17 protein-coding genes and 1 other RNA gene are annotated in these 20,329 nt (G+C 64.1%); 11 read left to right on the top strand and 7 right to left on the bottom strand.

Translation table 11 applies throughout. The annotated features are described in order from the left end of the window. On the top strand, nt 1–247 hold a 247-nt coding region (locus VN004_RS02215; RefSeq protein ID WP_325606589.1), incomplete at its 5' end, for a hypothetical protein. Here VN004_RS02215 and VN004_RS02210 read toward each other — a convergent pair. The 3 genes from VN004_RS02210 to VN004_RS02200 all read right to left on the bottom strand — a co-directional run bounded on the left by VN004_RS02210 (nt 237) and on the right by VN004_RS02200 (nt 3,347). Continuing rightward, nucleotides 237–1,223, bottom strand: a complete 987-nt coding sequence (locus VN004_RS02210) for a tripartite tricarboxylate transporter substrate binding protein BugD (protein ID WP_325606587.1) — start codon at nt 1,221–1,223, stop codon at nt 237–239. The two genes, VN004_RS02215 and VN004_RS02210, sit on opposite strands and share 11 nt — an antisense overlap. Nucleotides 1,224–1,361: 138 nt before the next feature. Next, nucleotides 1,362–2,870, bottom strand: coding sequence for a tripartite tricarboxylate transporter permease (locus tag VN004_RS02205; protein WP_325606585.1), 1,509 nt, complete (start codon nt 2,868–2,870; stop codon nt 1,362–1,364). Between the two features lie 6 nt (nt 2,871–2,876). After that, a complete protein-coding gene (locus tag VN004_RS02200) occupies nt 2,877–3,347 on the bottom strand; it encodes a tripartite tricarboxylate transporter TctB family protein (protein WP_325606584.1) in 471 nt (156 codons plus the stop codon). Between the two features lie 373 nt (nt 3,348–3,720). Here VN004_RS02200 and ssrA point away from each other — a divergent pair. The 5 genes from ssrA (at nt 3,721) to VN004_RS02180 (ending at nt 6,810) form a co-directional block, all read left to right on the top strand. Beyond that, nucleotides 3,721–4,083: a transfer-messenger RNA gene (gene ssrA, locus VN004_RS02195) on the top strand. Between the two features lie 110 nt (nt 4,084–4,193). Beyond that, nucleotides 4,194–4,712 carry an SspB family protein gene (locus tag VN004_RS02190; RefSeq protein ID WP_325606582.1) on the top strand — a complete coding sequence of 173 codons (519 nt, stop codon included), beginning with the start codon at nt 4,194–4,196 and terminating at the stop codon, nt 4,710–4,712. Between the two features lie 63 nt (nt 4,713–4,775). After that, entirely contained in the window at nt 4,776–6,185 is a 1,410-nt protein-coding gene (gene fumC / locus VN004_RS02185; protein ID WP_325606580.1) for a class II fumarate hydratase, read from the top strand. A gap of 201 nt (nt 6,186–6,386) precedes the next feature. Continuing rightward, on the top strand, nt 6,387–6,635 hold the full coding sequence (locus VN004_RS22490) for a DUF4169 family protein (RefSeq protein ID WP_414710218.1): 249 nt from the start codon (nt 6,387–6,389) through the stop codon (nt 6,633–6,635). Next, nucleotides 6,571–6,810, top strand: a complete 240-nt coding sequence (locus VN004_RS02180) for a ribbon-helix-helix domain-containing protein (RefSeq protein WP_325606579.1) — start codon at nt 6,571–6,573, stop codon at nt 6,808–6,810. The genes VN004_RS22490 and VN004_RS02180 overlap by 65 nt, the downstream gene beginning before the upstream one ends. Before the next feature lie 156 nt (nt 6,811–6,966). On the opposite strand, the gene VN004_RS02175 is transcribed toward VN004_RS02180, so the two are convergent. The 3 genes from VN004_RS02175 to mddA form a co-directional block, all read right to left on the bottom strand. Beyond that, a complete protein-coding gene (locus VN004_RS02175; protein ID WP_325606577.1) occupies nt 6,967–10,602 on the bottom strand; it encodes an AsmA-like C-terminal region-containing protein in 3,636 nt (1,211 codons plus the stop codon). 203 nt (nt 10,603–10,805) lie between these two features. Further along, complete coding sequence (locus VN004_RS02170; RefSeq protein WP_325606575.1) at nt 10,806–12,227, bottom strand: FAD-binding oxidoreductase; 1,422 nt, start codon at nt 12,225–12,227, stop codon at nt 10,806–10,808. An 83-nt stretch (nt 12,228–12,310) separates the two neighbouring features. Further along, the gene (gene mddA / locus VN004_RS02165) at nt 12,311–13,117 is read right to left on the bottom strand and encodes a methanethiol S-methyltransferase (protein WP_325606573.1); all 807 of its coding nucleotides are present in this window, start codon (nt 13,115–13,117) and stop codon (nt 12,311–12,313) included. A gap of 227 nt (nt 13,118–13,344) precedes the next feature. Here mddA and VN004_RS02160 point away from each other — a divergent pair, with 227 nt between their 5' ends. After that, entirely contained in the window at nt 13,345–13,854 is a 510-nt protein-coding gene (locus VN004_RS02160) for a thioesterase family protein (protein WP_325606571.1), read from the top strand. 7 nt (nt 13,855–13,861) lie between these two features. Here VN004_RS02160 and VN004_RS02155 read toward each other — a convergent pair whose 3' ends face one another. Continuing rightward, on the bottom strand, nt 13,862–14,278 hold the full coding sequence (locus VN004_RS02155; RefSeq protein WP_325606569.1) for a hypothetical protein: 417 nt from the start codon (nt 14,276–14,278) through the stop codon (nt 13,862–13,864). A 216-nt stretch (nt 14,279–14,494) separates the two neighbouring features. Here VN004_RS02155 and VN004_RS02150 point away from each other — a divergent pair, with 216 nt between their 5' ends. From VN004_RS02150 to VN004_RS02135, 4 genes are all read left to right on the top strand, one after another. Next, entirely contained in the window at nt 14,495–15,442 is a 948-nt protein-coding gene (locus VN004_RS02150) for a virginiamycin B lyase family protein (RefSeq protein WP_325606567.1), read from the top strand. A 19-nt stretch (nt 15,443–15,461) separates the two neighbouring features. After that, nucleotides 15,462–16,193: a dienelactone hydrolase family protein gene (locus tag VN004_RS02145; RefSeq protein ID WP_325606566.1), complete on the top strand. Its 732-nt coding sequence runs from the start codon at nt 15,462–15,464 to the stop codon at nt 16,191–16,193. Between the two features lie 239 nt (nt 16,194–16,432). Continuing rightward, nucleotides 16,433–17,416 (top strand): tripartite tricarboxylate transporter substrate binding protein, encoded by a 984-nt coding sequence (locus VN004_RS02140; RefSeq protein ID WP_325606565.1) that lies wholly within the window; start codon nt 16,433–16,435, stop codon nt 17,414–17,416. Nucleotides 17,417–17,585: 169 nt separating this feature from the next. Continuing rightward, entirely contained in the window at nt 17,586–20,315 is a 2,730-nt protein-coding gene (locus VN004_RS02135) for an ATP-dependent helicase (RefSeq protein ID WP_325606564.1), read from the top strand. Nucleotides 20,316–20,329 lie beyond the last annotated feature (14 nt).

Below are 20,329 nucleotides of genomic sequence, written 5' to 3'. Positions count from 1 at the left end.
GCTTCTCCACGCCATCCCGCAGGACGTGTTCCATCAGATCGAGATATTGCTTCATGCCGCAGCCTGTCCGTTGCGGATCAACTTAAGCATCCGGCCGCCCGCGCGAAAGCAGTTCGCCGGAGCCAACCTGAAGCCTGCACAACAAATCCGGACCGCGGCGAGCCTATCCGATTCCCGGCACGAAAAAGGGCGGCCAGACCTGGCCGCCCTTCCCGTCATGCATCCGGTGCAAATGGTTACTGGGTAATGCCCGAGGCCTTGATCACCGGGGTCCAGCGGTTGATCTCGCTGTCGACGAGCTTGTTCAGGGCTTCCTGGCCGCGACGGTCCGGGCCGGGAATGTCGCTCCCGAGGTCGAGCAGACGCTTGCGCACGCCTTCGTCGTCGAGTGCCTTGGACAGCGCGTCCGACAGCTTGTCGAGCGCCTCCTTCGGGGTGCCCTTCGGCGCGAACAGCGCGTTCCAGGCCGACACCTGGAAGGCCGGCAATCCGGCTTCCTTGGTGGTCGGGACGTCAGGCAAAGCCGGGTTCCGCTCCGGGGTGCCGATGCCGTAGGCCTTGATGTTGCCCGCCTTGATCTGCGGGACGAGGTTCACGATCTGGTCGCACATGTAATCGACCTGGCCGCCAAGGAGGGCGTTCAGCGCCGGCCCGGTTCCCTGGAAGGGGATGGCGGTCGGCTTCACGTCGAGCACGGAATTCAGGAGGAGGCAGCTCGTGAACGACACCGAGCCGACGCCGGCATGCGCCGCATTCACCTTGTCGACATTGGCTTTCACATAGGCGGCGAATTCCTTCAGGTCCTTGGCCGGAAAGTCCTTCTTGGCCACGATCAGCACGGGCGTGCCCGCGGCAAGACCGATGGGCTCGAAATTCTTGAGCGGGTGATAGGCGAGCTTGGGATACAGCGCGACCGCCGCCGCATGGGTTCCCATGTGCCCCATGATGATGTTGTAGCCGTCGGCATTGGCCCGCATCGCACGGGTCGCCCCGGTGGTGCCACCGGCGCCGACCACGTTTTCGATCACGATCTGCTGGCCCAGCGTCTTCGACATATGGTCGGCAACGATGCGCGCCACGATGTCGGTCGGGCCGCCGGCCGCGAACGGCACGATCATGGTGATGGGGCGGGAGGGATAGCTCTGCGCCTGCGCGGGCAAGCCCTGCGCGGCGAGGGCCACAACGCCGGCCACGAGGCCCGTTAGGCGTGACAGGATACGCATTCTGAAGATCTCCACACTGGCGTTTCCTAGGATCCCGGACCGTTGGGGCGCCCGGGTAGATGGATTTCGGGCGGCGTTTCACCGAAACGCCGCCCGAAATCAAGTCAGACATTCGTTGAGAGCCGGCCTTGAGCCTCCTCAACCCTCCTCGACGAACACCTCGTCGCGCTTCTTGCGCATCATCGGCAGGACCGCGATGACGAGCAGGATGGCCGACACGATCAGCAATCCGGCCGAAATCGGACGCTGCAGGAACACCATCGCATCGCCGCGCGCGATCAGCATGGCGCGGCGCAGGTTCTCCTCCATCAGCGGGCCGAGCACGAAGCCGAGCAGCATCGGGGCCGGCTCGAAATCATGCTTCACCAGCCAGTAGCCCACGAGGGCGAAGGCCGCGGTGAGATAGACGTCGGTCGGCGAGTTGTTCACCGAATAGACGCCGATGCAGCACACGATCAGGATCAGCGGATACAAGAGGCGATAGGGCACCCGCAGCAGCCGCACCCAGAGGCCGACCATCGGCAGGTTGATCACCACCAGCATCAGGTTGCCGAACCACATCGAGGCGATCATGCCCCAGAACAGTTCGGGCTGCTTGGTCATGACCTGCGGACCGGGCACGATGCCGTGGATGGTCATCGCGCCGACCATCAGCGCCATCACCGGGTTCGGCGGAATGCCGAGGGTCAGCAGCGGGATGAAGGAGGTCTGCGACGCCGCATTGTTCGCAGTTTCAGGACCGGCGACACCTTCGATGGCGCCACGGCCGAACTTCTGCGGATATTTCGAGAGCTTCTTCTCGAGGGTGTAGGAGGCGAAGGCCGCGATCACCGAACCGCCGCCCGGCAGAATGCCGAGCGCCGAGCCGAGGATCGTGCCACGTCCGATCGCCGGCGCCGCGGCGATGAGATCTTCGCGTGTCGGCATCAGGCCGGTGATCTTGGCCTGCACGATGTCGCGGTTATGCTCGACCTCGAGATTGCGCAGCACCTCGGCAAAGCCGAACACGCCCATCGCGATCACGACGAAGCCCAGTCCGTCGGCCAACTCCGGAATGTTGAAGTTCAGGCGGCCCGCGCCGGTTTCGAGATCGGAGCCGATCATCGACAGCACGAGGCCGACGAGGATCATGGCGATGGCCTTCACCACCGAACCCTTCGCCAGCACCACGGCGAAGATCAGGCCGAGCACCATCAGCGAGAAATACTCGGCTGGCCCGAACAGCAGCGCGATACTGGTCAGCGGCGCGGCGGCAGCCGCGATGATGACGGTCGCCACGCAGCCGGCAAAGAACGAGCCGATGGCCGAGATGGCGAGAGCGGGGCCCGCACGGCCCTGTTTCGCCATCTGGTGACCGTCGAGCGTTGTCACCACGGACGCAGATTCGCCTGGAATGTTCACCAGGATGGCCGTCGTCGAGCCGCCATACATCGCGCCGTAATAGATGCCGGCGAGCATGATCAGCGCGCCCACCGGCGGCAGGCCATAGGTGATCGGCAACAGCATGGCGATGGTCGCGACCGGACCAAGGCCGGGAAGGACGCCGATCAGCGTTCCCACCAGCGCGCCGATGAGACACAGCAACAGGTTCTGCGGGCTCGCCGCAACGCCGACGCCAAACGCAAGGTTATTGAGAAGATCCCACATGACAGATCACCGCGGCCAGAGCTGCATAGGAAGGTTCAGGCCGTACACAAACAGCGCGATACTGGCGGCGGTCAGAAGCGCCGACCATACCGCCGATTCCACCCAGCGCACCTCCTTCGAGGCGGCCGAAGCGATCATCAGCGTCACGAATGCCGAGATGACCAGGCCCAACGGGCGGACCGTGGCGCCGAAAAAGACCACCGAGGCGATAAACAGAACCGGCGCCCGGATGCCCCATCGCTCGAGCGGCGGTCCGTTCGAAATCACACCGTTCACGATGATGATGAGCGATACGGCCACCAGCAGTCCGCCGAACAGCCGCGGTGCCGTCCCTGGTCCGAAAGCAAACCCGCGCATGCCGGGTAGATCGGAGCCCGCATAAAGCGTGAACAGCGCGAACAGAAGAACCGCTATACCACCCCAAAAGTCTTGCGGATTTCGAATAGGCCCCGTTGCCTGCGGTGCGCCCTCGGCCATACGCCCTCCCACGCTCGTATTTCTACAGTGTCCCCGCTCGGGTCTTTCGCCCAAGCGGAGACGTTTGTCTAGCAAATCGCTCCTTGGAACAATAAGAAACCGTGGAGTTGACTGGTTGCGCACCGCGATCCGGTACAGAATTTGGGGTGTCGTTCCGTTTAATTTGGGGTGTCGTTCCGTTTAGGGGACGCACACGCGGCAAGGTTGCCTTGCGTATGTGCACAACAACCAGATCGCTCGCCGCTTGATGCGAACGGGATCGCTCGGCGCCGGCCCCGCCCGCTCCGAATGGGAGGGCCGGATCGCGGAACCGCGCAGAGGGCCCGACGCGAGGTCCTCCGAAAATAGGATTTTTTTCGTGGGAAGCGCCGGCACCCTTCCCTCCCCGGCGCCGCCAACCTATATTCGGCGGGCCGGCGCAAGCCGGCTATGGCGATAAACGGACTTCGCAATAAACCTTTCGGACCCGGGGGCAGTGCCCGGCGCCTCCACCACCAGCGGCTCGTCAGACGCGCCGCTGCTGATGGGGGCGATACAGGATCGACGAGGGCGTAAAGGTTGTTCTTTCGCTCGGCATGGTATCCACCGTTATCGGGCCAAACGTATAGTTGCCAACGACAACTATGCTCCGGTTGCTCAGGCTGCGTAACGCAGTCTGTAAGACCGACTTAAAGCCCTGGCGGGTTTAGCTCCGTCAGGCGGGGTTCGGAGGCACCTGGCAACAGAAGCCTCCACTTTCCCATGCCTGCGGACCTTCCGCGATGCCTGCCCACGGGCTGACGGACGGGCTCGGCCGGGCTACCATTGCAGGCGATTCTTGAGCTTGGCTCTCTGGTGCAATCAGCGATGGCGATCGACCATATCCGTTACGACCTTCTCGCCCAGGATGCGCTGCGCGGACTGGTGCGCAAGGTGCTCGCTGATGCCGCCAAGAGCGGATTGCCGGGCGAGCATCACTTCTCGATTTCGTTTCGAACCGACGCCGAGGGCGTGAAGATGTCGCCGCGGCTGCGGGAGCAGTTCCCGCACGAGATGACGATCATCCTGCAATATCAGTTCTGGGATCTGAAGGTCACCGATACCGGCTTCGAGGTCGGATTGTCGTTCGGCGGCGTCCCCGAAAAGCTCGGCATTCCGTTCGCGGCGATCAAGAGCTTCTTCGATCCGTCCGTGCAGTTCGGCCTGCAATTCGAAACCATCGAAGCCGAAGCGGCGCCGGCTGCCGATCAGCCCACGGCGACGGCCGAGGCGACGCCCGTCGAGATCACGCCTGCGCCGGCCGCCCCGAAGAAGGCCGAAGCCGAAGCCGAAGCCGACAAGCCGTCCGGCGAAGTGGTCCGGCTCGATCGCTTCCGCAAGAAATAATCTCCATCAATTCCAGGCAATCCCGTCTAGGTGAGCGCCGCGCGCAACGCTACACTTGCGCGCATGGCCAGCAAACAAACCAAGACGCAAACCCGCAGCGAGACCGACAGCTTCGGTCCGATCGATGTTCCGGCGGATCGATACTGGGGCGCCCAGACCCAGCGCTCGCTGCAGAATTTCCGGATCGGCGGTGACCGCATGCCGGAGCCGCTGATCCGCGCCTTCGGCATCGTCAAGCGCGCGGCGGCGGAAACCAACATGGCGCTCGGCGTGCTCGACAAGAAGCGCGGCAACGCGATCGTCGCTGCGGCGCAGGAAGTGATCGACGGCAAGCTGTCGGAGGAATTTCCGCTGGTGGTCTGGCAGACCGGCTCCGGCACACAGACCAACATGAACCTCAACGAGGTCATCGCCAATCGCGCCAACGAAATGCTCGGCGCGCCGCTCGGGTCGAAATCGCCGGTGCATCCGAACGACGCCGTCAACATGAGCCAGTCGTCGAACGACAGCTTCCCGACCGCGATGCATATCGCCGCGGCGATGGAGATCACCAATACGCTGTTGCCCGCGCTCGACCATCTGCATCAGGCGCTTCACGCCAAGGAGAAGGAATTCGCGCGGATCGTGAAGATCGGCCGCACCCATACGCAGGATGCGACGCCGCTCACACTCGGGCAGGAATTTTCCGGCTATGCCGCGCAGCTCAAATTCGGGATCGAGCGCATCAAGCTTGCGGTCAAGCAATTGTATCCGCTCGCGCAGGGCGGGACCGCGGTCGGCACAGGACTGAACGCGCATCCGAAATTCGCCGCGGCCTTCGCCAAACGCGCGGCCGCCATCACCGGCCTGCCCTTCGTCAGCGCGCAGAACAAGTTCGAGGCTCTCGCGGCGCACGACGCCTATGTGTTCGTGCATGGCGCGCTGAATGCGATGGCGACCGGTCTGTTCAAGATCGCGAACGACATCCGCCTGCTCGGCTCGGGTCCGCGTTCGGGACTTGGCGAACTGATCCTGCCCGAGAACGAGCCGGGTTCGTCGATCATGCCCGGCAAGGTCAATCCGACCCAGGCCGAAGCGCTGACCATGGTGTGTTGCCAGGTGTTCGGCAATCACACCACCATCACCGTTGCGGCGAGCCAGGGCCATTTCGAACTGAACGTGTTCAAGCCGGTGATCGCATTGGCGATGCTGCAATCGATCCGGCTGCTGGCGGACGCGTCACGGTCCTTCACCGACAATTGCGTGGTCGGCATTCGCGCCAACGAGGATCGCATTCGCGAATTGATGGAGCGTTCGCTGATGCTGGTGACGGCGCTGGCGCCGAAGATCGGCTACGACAACGCCGCCAAGGTCGCCAAGCGGGCGCACCAGAATGGGACCACGCTGAAGCACGAGGCGGTCACCGGCGGTTTCGTCAGTCAGGACGAATTTGAGCGCCTGGTCCGTCCCGAGCGCATGATTCGACCGGGATGAGCGCTGACAGCGCATTTGCAGCATTTTTGCGGGCGCATTCACGTTCAGAACGCGGCTTGAACCGCTGACAACTCCATTTTCTGTTCGTTGCCAATTCCGCCTTGCCGTCGCCACGCTAATGGCGCAATCAACAGCCGGTATGTGCGCATAGATTTGGGCCCGAGGGGGTCCAAAGATAGCCGGTCTAACACCGGGTCTTTGATGGGCGACGTCTTGAATCTTCGGCTGGCGCGGAAGAAACGCGATCGGCAGCGTGAAGCGGATAACGCTGCTGCGCGTCGACTATCTTTTGGTCGATCCAAGGCGGAGCGCAAGATAGAAGGGGCGCAACGTGACAAGTCTGCAAGCAATCTCGACGGCCACCGGATTGGAAGCGGAGAGGCCAATGAAGTCGCCGGTCGTGAAACGATCGATCGTGATCGCCGGTCACAAGACGAGCGTCAGTCTTGAAGACGCGTTCTGGAAAGGTCTGAAAGAGATCGCCGACGGCCGCAACATGACGCTGTCGGACATTGTCGCCAGCATCGACTCGCAACGGCGGCACGGCAACCTGTCGTCCGCGATCAGATTATTCGTACTCGACCATTATCGCGGGCAGTCCCTCGACAGGGATACACGCCGCTAGGCGGCGAGCCTTATGGGCTCTGCCTGAACCATTCGTTCGTCATTCCGGATCGTCGGGCGCGCCAGAGCCTGGGGGACTTTCCGGAACGGCGGCGAAGGCGGGGCGCGCAGTCAGTACAGCAGTCAGTCCAAACGACTCTCTCTGTGTACGATCGCCTTAGAAGACCGGCCGCACGCCTTGCGGCGGGCTTGGCCGCTGCTGTGGCGGCGACCCGATCGGAGTCGGGAACGGATTGGCCGTCGCTGGACGCTGCGGCTCTATTCGCTGTGACTCGATGCGGGGCTCTCGCGGCTGCGGCAGGATGCGCCGGCGCTCACCGGGCGCAGGTCTGATCTCGACGGCAGGCGGCAACGGTTGCGCCGGTTGAAGAGCCGGCGGCTTGCGGCGCTCGGGCGGCGTCACGCGCGCTTCAGGCTTTTGCGGTTCGGCCTCTTTTTGCGGAGGCGGCGGCGCCTGTTCGACCGCGCGACCCTGCTCGATCGCTTCGATCCGCTTGGTCTGCCGTTCCACCGAATGCAGAGCCAGCCAGCCGGTCAGCGCCGACACATCGAGCGAGCGCTGAGGCGCTGAGGACGGCCCGCGCAATTGCACTGCGATTTCGGGCTGCAATGTCGTGCCGTCGGCCGGACCCGTCATCGCCATGCGAAGATCGATCCGCGAATTGGAAAAGTCGTAGGAGCCGCTCACCGCAAGATCGGCCGTCTCCGCGCGCGCCTTGAAGGTGTCGATCCGCGCCACGCCCGCCGCGATCGTCAATCCTGCTTGCGCCTGCGGGACCACCAATGGCCCGGCGTCGAGAGCGCTGCTGGCGAGTTCGCGGACACGGGGAGCATCGACGGGAAGTCCCTGATCGACCTTGGCGATTGCGGTCGCGAACACCCTGGGGTCGAGTGAGGCGATCCGTGCATGCTCAAGCGTCAGCGTGCCGGAACCATTGAGCGACCCGACAAGCGCGCGGGGTGACCGTCCGAGGCCTTCGAATTGCACGGACAGGGCGGCCTGGCCAGTCAGCGGGGCTGCGCCATCGCCAAACAGCAATTGCGTGGCATCGGCGTCAGCGAGCGCGATGCGGCCTTGCAGACCAATCGCGTCCGGCGCGCGCCGGATCGTGATTTCGCCCGACACCTGACCGCCGAGAACTTCGCCCGCGATATTCTCGACAACGAGCTGCGCGTCGTCGAACCGCAGCATCGACCGGAACTTCGACGCCTGAAGCGACGGCGTCAGGGCAGCTTGCGCGGCGCTCACATTCACGCGTCCGGAGAGCTTCGGCAAGGCCGGCACTGCAAAGGGCGTCTCGCTCCAGAGTGCATCGCTTTTGGCTGCGCGCTTTGCGCCGAACGCAGTCGCGGCGACCGCGGCGAGATCCACCCGATCGGTGCGCAGCTCGCCATCGATCCCGAACGGATCGCTGAAGACGAGGCCAAGCCGGCCTCGCACCGTAGAGCCGGCAATGGTCGCGGACATGTCGTCAAGCCGCATCCCGGAGCCGTCGCGCACAAGCCTGGTCTTGAGTGCAACCGGAATAGCGGCTGCCGCGCCGGGAAGAACGACATCGGCGGTGCCGATCGTGACGTCCATCGATCCCTGTCCGGCCTCCGGTCCCAAGGGACGAACGGTTCCGTTCGCTCGCATGTCGAGATTGGCCGAGACGATGCGGGTGTCGATCGCGACATCGCCCGCAAGCGCGCCCTTCATCGAAAAGGTAATGGTGCCGGGCTGCTTCGGGACGGAGACAACGCGTTCGGCTGCCACAAGCCTGAGCAATGCATTGACGTCGCCGGAATTCAGCACACCGTCCAGCGTGACATTCGCCTTGTCCGGCTCGGTCCATTGGCCAGCGAGCACGGAATTCAGCCTGACGTCGACGCCGCCCAGCGGGCCTTCGAGCGTCAACGTCAAGCGACTGTCGCCGGAGTTGCCCGCCGGCTCGACCGTCACCTTGCCGGCGAGCTTTCCGGGGGTTGCCGATTGAGCCACGCGCTGCAACGTCTCGGAAACAGAGGCTGGCGCGGTCTTGGCCAGAGCCGCGAGCTGTTGCGGATCACGAAGCGTGACGCCGAACGCCACCGAGCCGCGACGCGCTTCGACGTCTACACTGCCCTTGCTGTCGAGAGCGATGCCGCCGATGCTTTCGACCGCCAGCCTGTCGATCGTCAGCTTGCCGGCCTTCATCGTCAGCCTGACGTCCACGCCGTCGCCGTCGATCCCGCGAAACCGCAAACGCTTGAAGGCAAGCGCGAGCGAAGCATCGCCCGGCCGATCGACATTGATCGGGAACCGGAGAGAGCCGGCCGCATCGATCCAGCCATCGAGGTCGAACTCATCGGCGCGGAGCGATGCCGCCAATCGCGGCGGCTCCGAATCTTTGGCAAAGACATAAGAGAGATCGCCATCGACGCTCTTGCGGTCGAACTCCGCCTGCATGCCCGCGATCGCGATCTTGTCCGTGCCAATAGTAACGTCACCGCGAAACCGGAGCGGTCGCGCCGGCAAAAGGCTTGCTCCAGGCTTGCCGTCGAGCCATTCGGCAAACGCGCGCGGATCGGTCGAGGTCACGGATACGGGGCCGGCAAAGGCGAGACGGTCATCGGCCTTGTCGATCCGGCCGCTCGCCTGAATCTGCGTGAAGCCCGGCGCACGCACTTCGAAGCCGGTCAGGATCATCTGCCCGCGATCGAATTCAACGTCGCCACGAATATTCTGCAGGCTGGCGCCGCCCAAGGTGAGGGAGTCTATGCCAAATCCCACCTGGGTCGGGATCGGCGGCCCGATGATCCGTTCCGCCGCCGCAACCAAGGCGGCCAGCGCCCCGCGCGGCGCCTGCCCCGCCGCGTCGCCACCGCCAAGAAGCTTGTCGGCATCGAGGGTCCGCGCCGAGAGCACGGCATCGAGCCGCGGATGCGCGCCGAACCTCGCTTCCGCGGTGCCCTGCAATTTCAGCGCACGCTCCTCGGGGCCGTATTGATATTCGACCTGCTCGAACAAGGCCGAAGCGGCATTCGCCTTCACCCGCGCCGTGATGCGCCAGGGCTCGGCGATATCGCCCTTGTCGCCCTTGAGCGGAACGCGGCGCGCGATGATCGCCGTTCCGTCGAAACGCGGCACGCCACCCGTCGCGGTCAACACCCCTTCCGCCTCAGCGGACACCGGACGATCGGCCGGATCGATCACGAGCTTGATGCGCGAGCCGTTCGCTTCCGGCCGCGCGGTTGCGATCCGGTAGCCGAACAGCGCTCCGTCCATCACGAAGGCGCCCTCGCCGCGGATCGGACCCGGTAACGCGCGCACCTCTCCGGTGAACCAGAGCTTGTTCAGCGCAGCGCTGGTTCCGCTCGCGGCGTCGGTGAACAGGACGGTCGCATCCTCGACCACGAACTTGTCGATCGAGAGCGCCTGGGTGTCGATGCCGGCCAGCGCATTGGGCAGGAGCGCCTGTCCGTCCGGGGTCAGGGACACCCGCATTTCGGGAGCGATCAAGCGCATTTCGACCGCCCGCAGCTTCCCGGACAACAGCGGCGGCAACGCGAATTCTATGCCGAGCGCCTTGGCGCGCAGGGTCTGCGGGTCACCGGGTTGGCCGATCTCTATGCCGGACAGCACCAGGGATGGCGACGGCAAGAGCCGCACATCCATCGTCCCCGATACCCGCACCGGAAGCCCGATCGCCTGACTCGCCTGTTGTTCGAAGGTCGCCCGCTGCGCGTTCCAGTCAACGAAATACGGCCCGAACAGTGCCGCGAGCAGGGCAAGGATCGCGGCAATCGCCAAGGTCAGCAGAGTCGCCTGCACGGGTCCACCTGAGTCTTCCGCTACAAAACATGACCCCGCCTATTGCGCACTGCAAGGCAGAGGCTGTCGCAGGACCGGCTGTTTCCGAGACGGGCCAAGAATAGCGCCGTTTGGCGGCAAATCTATGTTGCTACCGCCTGTTTCGACCGATGGAGTGCGCCCGATTTCGCGCCGGTGACGCCGTGAACGGCCCGCTCACCCCATCAGGCGCCCGGCACCAGCTTGCCCGGATTCATGATGTTGTCCGGGTCGAGCGCCGCCTTGATCGCGCGCATCGCAGCGAGCGCGGGCTCGCCGTGTTCGGCAAGCAGATATTTCATCTTGCCCTGGCCGACGCCGTGTTCGCCGGTACAGGTTCCACCCATCCGCAGCGCGCGCTCGGCGAGCCGGGACAGGAATTTCTCGGTCGCCACGATTTCGTTCGGATCGTTGCCATCGACCAGAAGCGCAACGTGGAAATTGCCGTCGCCGACGTGGCCGACGATCGGACCGAGGAGACCCGCGGCCTTGAGGTCCTCCTGCGTCTCGACCACGCATTCGGCCAGCCGCGAGATCGGCACGCATACGTCGCTCGCCAGCGGCAGCGACGCCGGCCGCAGCGACTTGGCCGCCCAATAGCCGTCGTGACGGGCCTGCCAGAGGCGCGTGCGGTCTTCGGCTTTCACGGTCCATTCGAACGGGCCGCCGCCGAGATCGGCGGCGATCTCGCCGAAGCGCTGCGATTGCTCGGCGACGCCGGCCTCGGTGCCGTGGAACTCGAGAAGGAGAAGCGGGCTCTCCGGCAGTGACAGCTTCGAATAGCCGTTGCAGGCCTTCACCTGCACCTCGTCGAGCAGTTCGATGCGCGCGACCGGAATGCCGGACTGGATCGTCAGGATCGTTGCGTTGCATGCCGCTTCGACTGACGGGAACGGACAGATCGCAGCGCCAATCGCCTCGGGGATCCCGTGCAGCTTCAGCGTGAGTTCGGTGATGACGCCGAGCGTTCCCTCGGAGCCGACGATCAGGCGGGTCAGGTCATAACCGGATGACGATTTGCGCGCCCGTGTCGAGGTGGTCATGAGCTCGCCATTGGCGAGGACGACCTTCAGCGCCATGACATTGTCGCGCATCGTTCCGTAGCGCACGGCATTGGTGCCGGAGGCGCGGGTCGCGGCCATGCCGCCGAGCGACGCATCGGCGCCCGGATCGATCGGGAAGAACAGCCCCTGGTCGCGCAAATGCTCGTTCAGCATCTTGCGGGTGACGCCCGGCTCGATCACGCAATCGAGGTCCTCGGCGTGGACGGCGATGATCCGGTTCATGTCCCGGAAATCGATCGACACGCCGCCCTGTGGGGCGTTGACGTGGCCTTCCAGCGATGTGCCGGTGCCGAACGGGATGACCGGCACTTTATGACGCGCGCAGATGCGCACCGCCTCCTGCACGTCTGACGTGGATTGCGGAAACACCACGGCGTCCGGCGGCTGATTTTCGATCCAGGTGGTGGTGTGGCCGTGCTGCTCGCGCACCGCCTGCGAGGTGACGAGGCGATTTCCGAAGCTCTTTGCAAGATCGCCGATCGCGGCTTCGATGGCCCGCGGGTCGCGGCGTTCGTTCGAATATTTGGCAGCGGCAACAGCCATCGGCGCCCTCTTTGGCAGTAGAGGGCGCCGACCCTAGCAGAGAGGCGGACTGCCGCAAGGCAGTGCGGCAATCCGGGCTATGCTCATCTCTCGCGGACGGCGACCGGTTGGATGGGGCGAGAGCCGAGCTTCGGTTCGGGCTGCGGCCCGCTCCACCCACCAAGGAACGGAACGATCATCGCCACCCGCTCGCGGTAGCGGCGATAATCATCCCCGAACTGCTCCACGAGGTCGCGCTCCTCGAGGAAAATGCCGATGAAGATGTAGGCCGTGGTCATCACCGCGAACAGCAGATGCCCGACCGTCATGACCGGCGCCGCCCAGAACGCGATGATGAAGCCGAGATAGATCGGGTGGCGCACCATCCTGTAGAGCGACGGCGTCTTGAAGCGCGCCTCGGACGCCGTCCGGCCGAGCAGATTGTCGAACACCTGCTGCAGGCCGAACAGCTCGAAGTGGTTGATCAGGAAGGTCGCGACGAGGACAAGCGCGATCCCCGCGATCGAGACGACCTGCACCGCGACGGCGAGCGCCGGATACGGCACCTCCCACACCACAGCCGGTATCGGCCGCCACTGCCAGAACATCAGGATCAGCACTGCGCTCGTTGCGAGAACATAAGTGCTGCGTTCCATCGCGGGCGGCACGGTGCGGGTCAGCCAGGCCTTGAAGGCGCGCCGTGCCATGCCGCTGTGCTGGACCGCGAACAGCGCGAGCAGCGACAGGTTCACCATCAGCGCTTCCGACAGCGGCACCACCGCGCCTGAATCGAGGTGCTTCGGCACCATCAACCCGGTGACGAAGCCGATCGCATAGCAGAAGGTGGCGAAGAAGATAGCGTAGGCGACGAGGCCATACAGGAAAATCAGAAGGCGTTGCAGCTTGTCCATGGGGCGTCTCCATCCAGCCGATTTATGGCCGGGGAGATAAACGCCCCCAGGGAATTGAAGAATGATCGCGCGTCCGCGCAAGTTGACCGCGCGTCCGTGCGGGTTGACCGTGCGTCCGTCGAAATTGACCAAACGTCCACGGCAGAAAGTTGCCGCATTTTTATCCAAATGCGCAAACGGCGCGCTTTCCGATTTACACCGGGCGTGCGCTGCAGCAATATTGCTGCATGCTCGATCGCACCGATTTCGAACCTGTCTTTTTTGCGCCGTTTGTTTCGTCCGTGATGCCGGTGGAGCCGGCCTGGATCGATCTCAATGGCCATATGAACATGGCCTATTATCATGTGCTGTTCGACCGCGGCGTGGACGAGATGTACACCCTCGCGGGCTTCGGCTGGGATTACCTGAAGGAGCGCAACCACTCCTTCTTCACCGCCGAGGTGCACCTTCGCTATCTGCGCGAATTGAAAGACGGCGATCCGGTGCGGGTTACCTTCCAGTTGCTGGAATACGATTCAAAACGCCTGCACTTCTTTCAGCAATTGTTTCACGCGCGCGAGGGCTGGGTCGCGGCAACCTGCGAGAACCTGTCGCTGCATATCGACATGTCAGTCCGAAAGGTGGCGCCGTTTCCCGCAGACGTCGTGAAGCGTCTCTGCGACATCCGCAAATCGCATGAGCGGCTGCCCCGACCGGAGGCGGTCGGCAAGCGGATCGCGATGCCGCAAAAAGCCTGAAGCCAGTTCAATCCCGGTAGAACGGATCGTTGTCCCGTCGGGACTCCGCCGCGCGCAAAGCCGGTTGCGCCGCGGGCCTTTCGATCGTGTCCGGGCGCGGCTTGCGTGGGGGCGGCACCTTGGCCAGCGCCCCGCGCGCTTCGTCCCCGATGATCAGGCTGCGGGCCGGACGCATCGAACCGGGCGGAGGCGGCGTATAGTCATATTTCGGAGTCGCCACGATCCAGACCGGTACGCGGTTGGGATCGGTCTTGATCTCTTCCCTGGTCTTTTCCTGACGGGCAACCTCGCCCTCGTCCGCGCGTGCCAGCACAGGCGCGTCCGCAGGCTTGCTGCGCTCAAGCGAAGAGAATGCCGCAAAGGTCGCGCCCACCAGGGCTGCAACCGTGGCCAGGTACAAGGATATGCCGACGAGGAGCTTCATGCTCCCCCGAACGCAAATGCGAAGCCCGCGTTCCGCATCGCAGCGGCCAACACGAGAGCGTGATGTGCGACCCTCGCCCGCCCCGCAAAGCCTCGTGCTGCTTCGGGCCGACCGCATCGTGAGACACGCGACCAGTCTCCTTGACTCGTGCGGGCCCCCCGATAGGTTCCCGGCACCCAAGAAAAGCCGTGCCGAAGAACGGCACCCGGAGGATCAATGTCAGCGCCGGCCTCGCCGCTCCGTCCCGCCGATCGCCCGCGCAGCGAGCAGCCGCCGGTCATCCGCGCGCATCGCATCCCCTCGCCGAAGTCGGAGCCCTATATCTGCATGGAAGGGCCGGATGGCGCGCTGTGGTTCTGCGAAAGCGGCGCCTCCAAGATCGGACGTTTCGATCCGGCCGACGCCTCGTTCAGGGAGTTCGACCTTCCGGTCGCGAATGCCATGCCGATCGGCATCACGGTCGGCGGCGACGGCAACATGTGGTTCTGCGCCAAGAAGGCGAACAAGGTCGGCCGCATCACCCTGCGCGGCGACATCACCCTGTTCGACCTGCCGACACCGAATGCGGGTCCCGACGGAACCCTGGTCGGTCCCGACGGCAATGTCTGGTTTTCTGAAACCGATGCAAACCAGATCGGCCGCATCACACCGGATGGCCGCGTCACCGAATTTTCAGCCGGCATCTCGCCAGGCGCGAAGCCGCTGTCCATCGCCGAGCGGGATGGCGCCATGTGGTTTTCGGAAGCCGCAGGCAACCGCGTCGGCCGCATCACCCTGGATGGCGTCGTCACAGAATTCCCGATCCCAAGTCACGACAGCCAGCCACGCGCCATGGCGACGCATCCGGACGGCTCGATCTGGTTCGTGCAGACCTCGACCAATGCGCTGGGCCGCATCGATCGCGAGGGCCGCATCACCGAACACAAGGTCACGACGCCCAATTCGTCCCTGCGCGGCGTGTGCGTCGGGCCCGATGGCGATCTGTGGTTCACCGCCAACGCCGCGAACAAGATTGGCCGCATGCGCCCCGACGGCACCATGGTCGGCGAATATCCGATCCCTGTGCCGAATGCCGGAGCGCGCTGCATCTCGACGATGTCGAACGGGCGATTGTATGTCACATTGTTCGATGCCGGGATGATCGGCGAAGTCATCCCGCAGTAACTGATGGTTGGAGGAAGGCGTGGCAGTCGAGAGAATAAAATATCAGGCCGGAAACGTGGTCGGGCACGGGGCGCTGGTTTGGAATGACAAGATCACAACCAAGCGGCCGCTGCTCCTGGTGATGCCGAACTGGCTTGGCGTCACCGACACCATCATCAAGCGCGCCGAGAAGATGGCCGGCGACAAATACATCGCGTTCGTTGCCTGCATGTATGGCGAGGGCAAGACCGCGGAGGGCCCGCCGGAATCGCAGGACCTCATGATGGCGGTGCGCGCCGACCGCGTGGAAGGTCGCAAGCGCGTCAATGCGGCACTGCAGACATTGATTGCAGAGGCCGAGAAGCGCGGTATCGGCGACTCATCGAAGAAGGCAGCGGTCGGCTTCTGTTTCGGCGGTGGCAATGTGCTGGAGCTTGCACGCAGCGGTGCGGATCTCGACGCAGTTGTGTGCCTGCACGGCGATCTCGCCACCACGATGCCGGCGAAGAAGGGCGACATCAAAGCCGCGATCTTCGTCCTGCATGGCAGCAAGGACCCGGTTGCGCCGAAGGCCGATCGCGACGCGCTGGAAGCCGAACTCGATGCGGCTGAAGCCAACTGGCAGATGCTCGATTTCGGTGGCCGTCTGCATTCCTTCTCGGAGGAAGAGACCGACATGCCGGGCTTTGCGAAGTTTCATCCCGGCGCCGCGCATCAGACCTACCGGATGCTCGACGACTTCATCCAGGATGCATTCGCGAAGCGGCTGTAGTTCGCACGCGCTCGAAACGTTCAGGCTCCCCGCATATGCGGGGAGCAGGCCTTCAATGAAGGCCGATGGCATAGCGCGCCACTTGCCTTGCGCGCGGGATTTCGGTGCCGCGACAGAGCTTTATTTGCGCCGCTGTACCGCATTGCGGTTTGCGCGGCTTGAAGCGGCGAAAGCTGTGCCGCTATCTTGCGCAAGCACCATCGCCGACAAAAAGAAAAATCGTCCAGGGAGATAAAGCCATGATCCGCATTGCGCGCCTGTGCGCCGGCGCTTTCATTGCCGCTGCACTTTCAGTCTCGCCCACGCACGCACAAACCTACCCCGACAAGCCGATCCGGCTGATCGTGTCGATCGCGCCGGGCAGCGTCACCGACGTGATCGTCCGCGCGGCGGCGAAGGAGATCGAGCCGAAGCTCGGACAGCCTTTCGTCATCGAGAACCGCGGCGGCGCCGCCGGCATTCTCGGCGGTCAGGCCTGTGCACAATCGGCCGGTGATGGCTACACGCTGTGCGTCATCTATCACTCCACGATGTCGTACAACCCGGTGCAGTTCGACAAGCTGCCCTACAATGCCGACGAACTCGTGCCGGTCACGCGGCTGTTCTTCCTCACCGAAGGGTTGTTCGTGAACGCAGAGCTGCCGGCGAAGACGGTGGCCGAATTGCGCACGCTCGCACAAGGAAAGCCGGACGGGCTGAATTTCGCGACGCTCGGCAATGCCTCGTTCCCGGACCTGTTCCGCGTCTGGCTCAACAATCAATGGAACACGAAGATCGTCGGCGTGCCCTACAAGGGCGGCGGACCGGCCGCGCAGGCGCTTTCTGCCAACGAGGTGCAGATGACGCGTTTCGGCGTCGGGAATTTCCGCGGCGCGATGGAGGCCGGCAAGGTGCGAATGCTGGCGATCGCCGCCGATCAGCGCTCCAAGCAATTCCCTGACGTGCCGACGCTCAAGGAAGCCGGGCTGAATTATCCCGGGCAAGGCTGGTGGGGCCTCGCCGCGCCCAAGGGCACGCCGCAGGCTATCGTCGACAAGGTCAATGCGGCCTTCGTGTCGGTGTTCGGCGATCCGAAATTCGGCGAGTTCCTGGAGAAGCAGCTGGTGGTCCCGGCGCCGACCAGCCCGGCGGAGTTCGCGAAGTTCCTGAAGGAGGACCGCAAGGCGGCCGAGGATCTGGTGAAGATCGCCAACGAGCCGCGCAAGGAATACAAGCCGCAATAAAGGACGGCAGACGATCGCAGACCATCGCAGACGCTCTGCCGAGCATCACGGGGTCGGAGGCCGAACATCGCCGGCTGGAGGCAGACCATCCGCGGTCGCCGTCCACAAAGGGACGGCGGACCCCTCCCGTTTTGCCCTCTCAGGTGCCATGTTGGGCCTTGAGATTCGCATGGCTGAGCACGCAAAAAGTCCAGAAAAACCGGGCCAGAAATCCGGCATTGCCGCGCGCGCGATGCAGGCGATGCAGGGTGGCCCCCTGCCCGATTACCTCAACGCCCTCAATCCGGAGCAGCGGCTCGCGGTCGAGACCCTCGACGGCCCGGTGCTGGTTTTGGCCGGCGCCGGAACCGGGAAAACGCGAGTACTTACAACGCGGATCGCCCATATCCTGCGGCTCGGACGCGCCCATCCCTCGCAGATCCTCGCGGTGACCTTCACCAACAAGGCCGCGCGCGAGATGAAGCTGCGGATCGGCGACATGGTCGGGCAGATTGTCGAAGGAATGCCGTGGCTTGGCACTTTCCACGCGATCGGCGTCAAGATTTTGCGGCGTCATGCCGAGCTGGTCGGGCTGAAGTCCAACTTCACGATCCTCGACGTCGACGACCAGATCCGTCTGATCAAGCAGCTCCTGGACGTGGCGAATGTCGACGAAAAAAGATGGCCGGCACGCATCTTCGCCGGGATCCTCGACGGCTGGAAAAATCGCGGGCTGACGCCGGATCAGGTTCCGGCGGGCGAAGCGATGGTCTTCGCGAACGGCAAGGGCAAGGAACTTTATGCTGCCTATCAGGAGCGCCTGAAGACGCTCAATGCCTGCGACTTCGGTGATCTGTTGCTCGAGCAGCTGCGGCTGTTCCGTCACCACCCGGACGTGCTCGCCGATTATCAGCGCCGCTTCCGCTACATTCTGGTCGACGAGTATCAGGACACCAACGTCGCGCAATATCTGTGGCTTCGGCTGCTGGGGCAGCCGCGGTCTTCGTCCTCTCACCAGTCATTGCCGGGCTTGACCCGGCAATCCATCGTTTCGCATGGCGATGGATCATCGGGTCACGACGCTCCCGCGGTGCGCCGGCCCGGTGATGGCGACGCAAAGAGCGCAGCGAGAGAAATTCGCAACATCTGCTGCGTCGGCGATGACGACCAGTCGATCTATGGCTGGCGCGGCGCCGAGGTCGACAACATCCTGCGCTTCGAGAAGGATTTTCCAGGCGCGACCGTGATCCGCCTCGAACGCAATTACCGCTCGACCGGCCATATCCTCGCCGCGGCCTCGCATCTCATCGCGCATAACGAGGGCCGGCTCGGCAAGACGCTGCGCACCGAGGACGTCCTTGGCGAGAAGGTCACCGTCACCGGCGCCTGGGATTCCGAGGAGGAAGCGCGCGCCATTGGCGAGGAGATCGAGCAGCTTCAGCGCAAGAAACACAAGCTGGATGAGATCGCGATCCTTGTGCGTGCGTCGTTTCAGATGCGCGAATTCGAAGATCGCTTCGTCACGCTCGGCCTGCCCTATCGCGTGATCGGCGGCCCGCGCTTCTATGAGCGCGCCGAAATCCGCGATGCACTCGCCTATCTGCGCGTTATCAATCAGCCGGCCGACGATCTTGCCTTCGAGCGCATCGTCAATGTTCCCCGCCGCGGCCTTGGCGACGCAACGGTGAAGCAGCTGCACGATTTCGCGCGCGTGAGCCGTGTGCCGCTCACCGAGGCCGCGCGCGCCATCGTCGAAACAGACGAGCTGAAGCCCAAGCCCCGCGCCTCCTTGCGCGATCTCATGACCGCGTTCGATCGCTGGCGCACACAGGCGGAACACCTGCCGCATACCGAGCTTGCCGAAATCGTGCTGGACGAAAGCGGCTACACCGAGATGTGGCAGAAGGATCGCTCAGCGGATGCCGCTGGCCGGCTCGAAAACCTCAAGGAGCTTGTGCGCTCCATGCAGGATTTCGAGAACCTCAACGGCTTCCTTGAGCACATTGCGCTCGTTATGGACCGCGACGCCGAAGGCATCGAAGACGCCGTCAGCATCATGACCGTGCATTCCGCCAAAGGGCTGGAATTCGACACGGTGTTCCTGCCCGGCTGGGAGGAAGGCCTGTTTCCGCATCAGCGCTCGCTGGATGAAAGCGGCCGCGCCGGTCTCGAGGAAGAGCGCCGGCTGGCGCATGTCGCGATCACGCGCGCGCGCAAGCGCGCGAAAATCTATTTTGCCACCAACCGCCGCATGAAGGGCTTGTGGAATTCGACCATCCCGTCGCGCTTTCTGGACGAATTGCCGGAAGACCATGTCGAAGTAACGGAAGCAAAGGGCGGCTTCGGCGGCATGGCCGGTTACGGTGGTCTGGGCGCCGCTTTTGGCGGCGGCCGCGGCATGGGCGGGGGATATGGACCTTCGCGCTTCGACAATTTCACGCCGGCCGCCTCGAGCTATGCGACGCCAGGCTGGCAGCGCGCACAGAAGCGCAAGCGCGACGACGATGAATTCGGCGGCTTCGGCGACGAAGGCTCGGAATACGAGTCTGGAGGACGCTTCTCGGACGATGACGACGACAGCCGCGGCGCATACTCGTCTTCACCTCCTCCTGAAAGGGGGAGGTCGGCCGGCTTTGCCGGTCGGGAGGGGGGCGACAGCGCCCGCCCCGGCTCCCATTCCTCGCGCGGCACCGGCACCTCGAAGGGCCGCTTCGCGCCGCGCCGCGAGCCGCTCACCATCGAAGGCGAACTCGTCGCCAAATCCACCGGCGTATCGTCGCCATTCAGAAGCGGCGACCGCGTGTTTCACATCAAGTTCGGCAACGGCAATGTGGTGGCCGTGGATGGCAACAAGCTGACTATCCAGTTCGACAAGGCCGGCGAGAAACGCGTGGTGGATAGTTTCGTGGAGCGGGTGTAGCGGCGCGCTCACGC

Source organism: Pseudorhodoplanes sp. (assembly GCF_035565855.1).
GTDB lineage: Bacteria > Pseudomonadota > Alphaproteobacteria > Rhizobiales > Xanthobacteraceae > Pseudorhodoplanes.
This window is presented reverse-complemented; position numbering and strand designations above follow the sequence as displayed.

Excerpts from the sequence above, each read along its gene's own strand:
- VN004_RS02210 (WP_325606587.1), bottom strand. The coding sequence starts at position 1,223 with ATGCGTATCCTGTCACGCCTAACGGGCCTCGTGGCCGGCGTTGTGGCC.
- VN004_RS02205 (WP_325606585.1), bottom strand. The coding sequence starts at position 2,870 with ATGTGGGATCTTCTCAATAACCTTGCGTTTGGCGTCGGCGTTGCGGCG.
- VN004_RS02200 (WP_325606584.1), bottom strand. The coding sequence starts at position 3,347 with ATGGCCGAGGGCGCACCGCAGGCAACGGGGCCTATTCGAAATCCGCAA.
- VN004_RS02190 (WP_325606582.1), top strand. The coding sequence starts at position 4,194 with ATGGCGATCGACCATATCCGTTACGACCTTCTCGCCCAGGATGCGCTG.
- fumC (WP_325606580.1), top strand. The coding sequence starts at position 4,776 with ATGGCCAGCAAACAAACCAAGACGCAAACCCGCAGCGAGACCGACAGC.
- VN004_RS22490 (WP_414710218.1), top strand. The coding sequence starts at position 6,387 with ATGGGCGACGTCTTGAATCTTCGGCTGGCGCGGAAGAAACGCGATCGG.
- VN004_RS02180 (WP_325606579.1), top strand. The coding sequence starts at position 6,571 with ATGAAGTCGCCGGTCGTGAAACGATCGATCGTGATCGCCGGTCACAAG.
- VN004_RS02170 (WP_325606575.1), bottom strand. The coding sequence starts at position 12,227 with ATGGCTGTTGCCGCTGCCAAATATTCGAACGAACGCCGCGACCCGCGG.
- mddA (WP_325606573.1), bottom strand. The coding sequence starts at position 13,117 with ATGGACAAGCTGCAACGCCTTCTGATTTTCCTGTATGGCCTCGTCGCC.
- VN004_RS02160 (WP_325606571.1), top strand. The coding sequence starts at position 13,345 with ATGCTCGATCGCACCGATTTCGAACCTGTCTTTTTTGCGCCGTTTGTT.
- VN004_RS02155 (WP_325606569.1), bottom strand. The coding sequence starts at position 14,278 with ATGAAGCTCCTCGTCGGCATATCCTTGTACCTGGCCACGGTTGCAGCC.
- VN004_RS02150 (WP_325606567.1), top strand. The coding sequence starts at position 14,495 with ATGTCAGCGCCGGCCTCGCCGCTCCGTCCCGCCGATCGCCCGCGCAGC.
- VN004_RS02140 (WP_325606565.1), top strand. The coding sequence starts at position 16,433 with ATGATCCGCATTGCGCGCCTGTGCGCCGGCGCTTTCATTGCCGCTGCA.
- VN004_RS02135 (WP_325606564.1), top strand. The coding sequence starts at position 17,586 with ATGGCTGAGCACGCAAAAAGTCCAGAAAAACCGGGCCAGAAATCCGGC.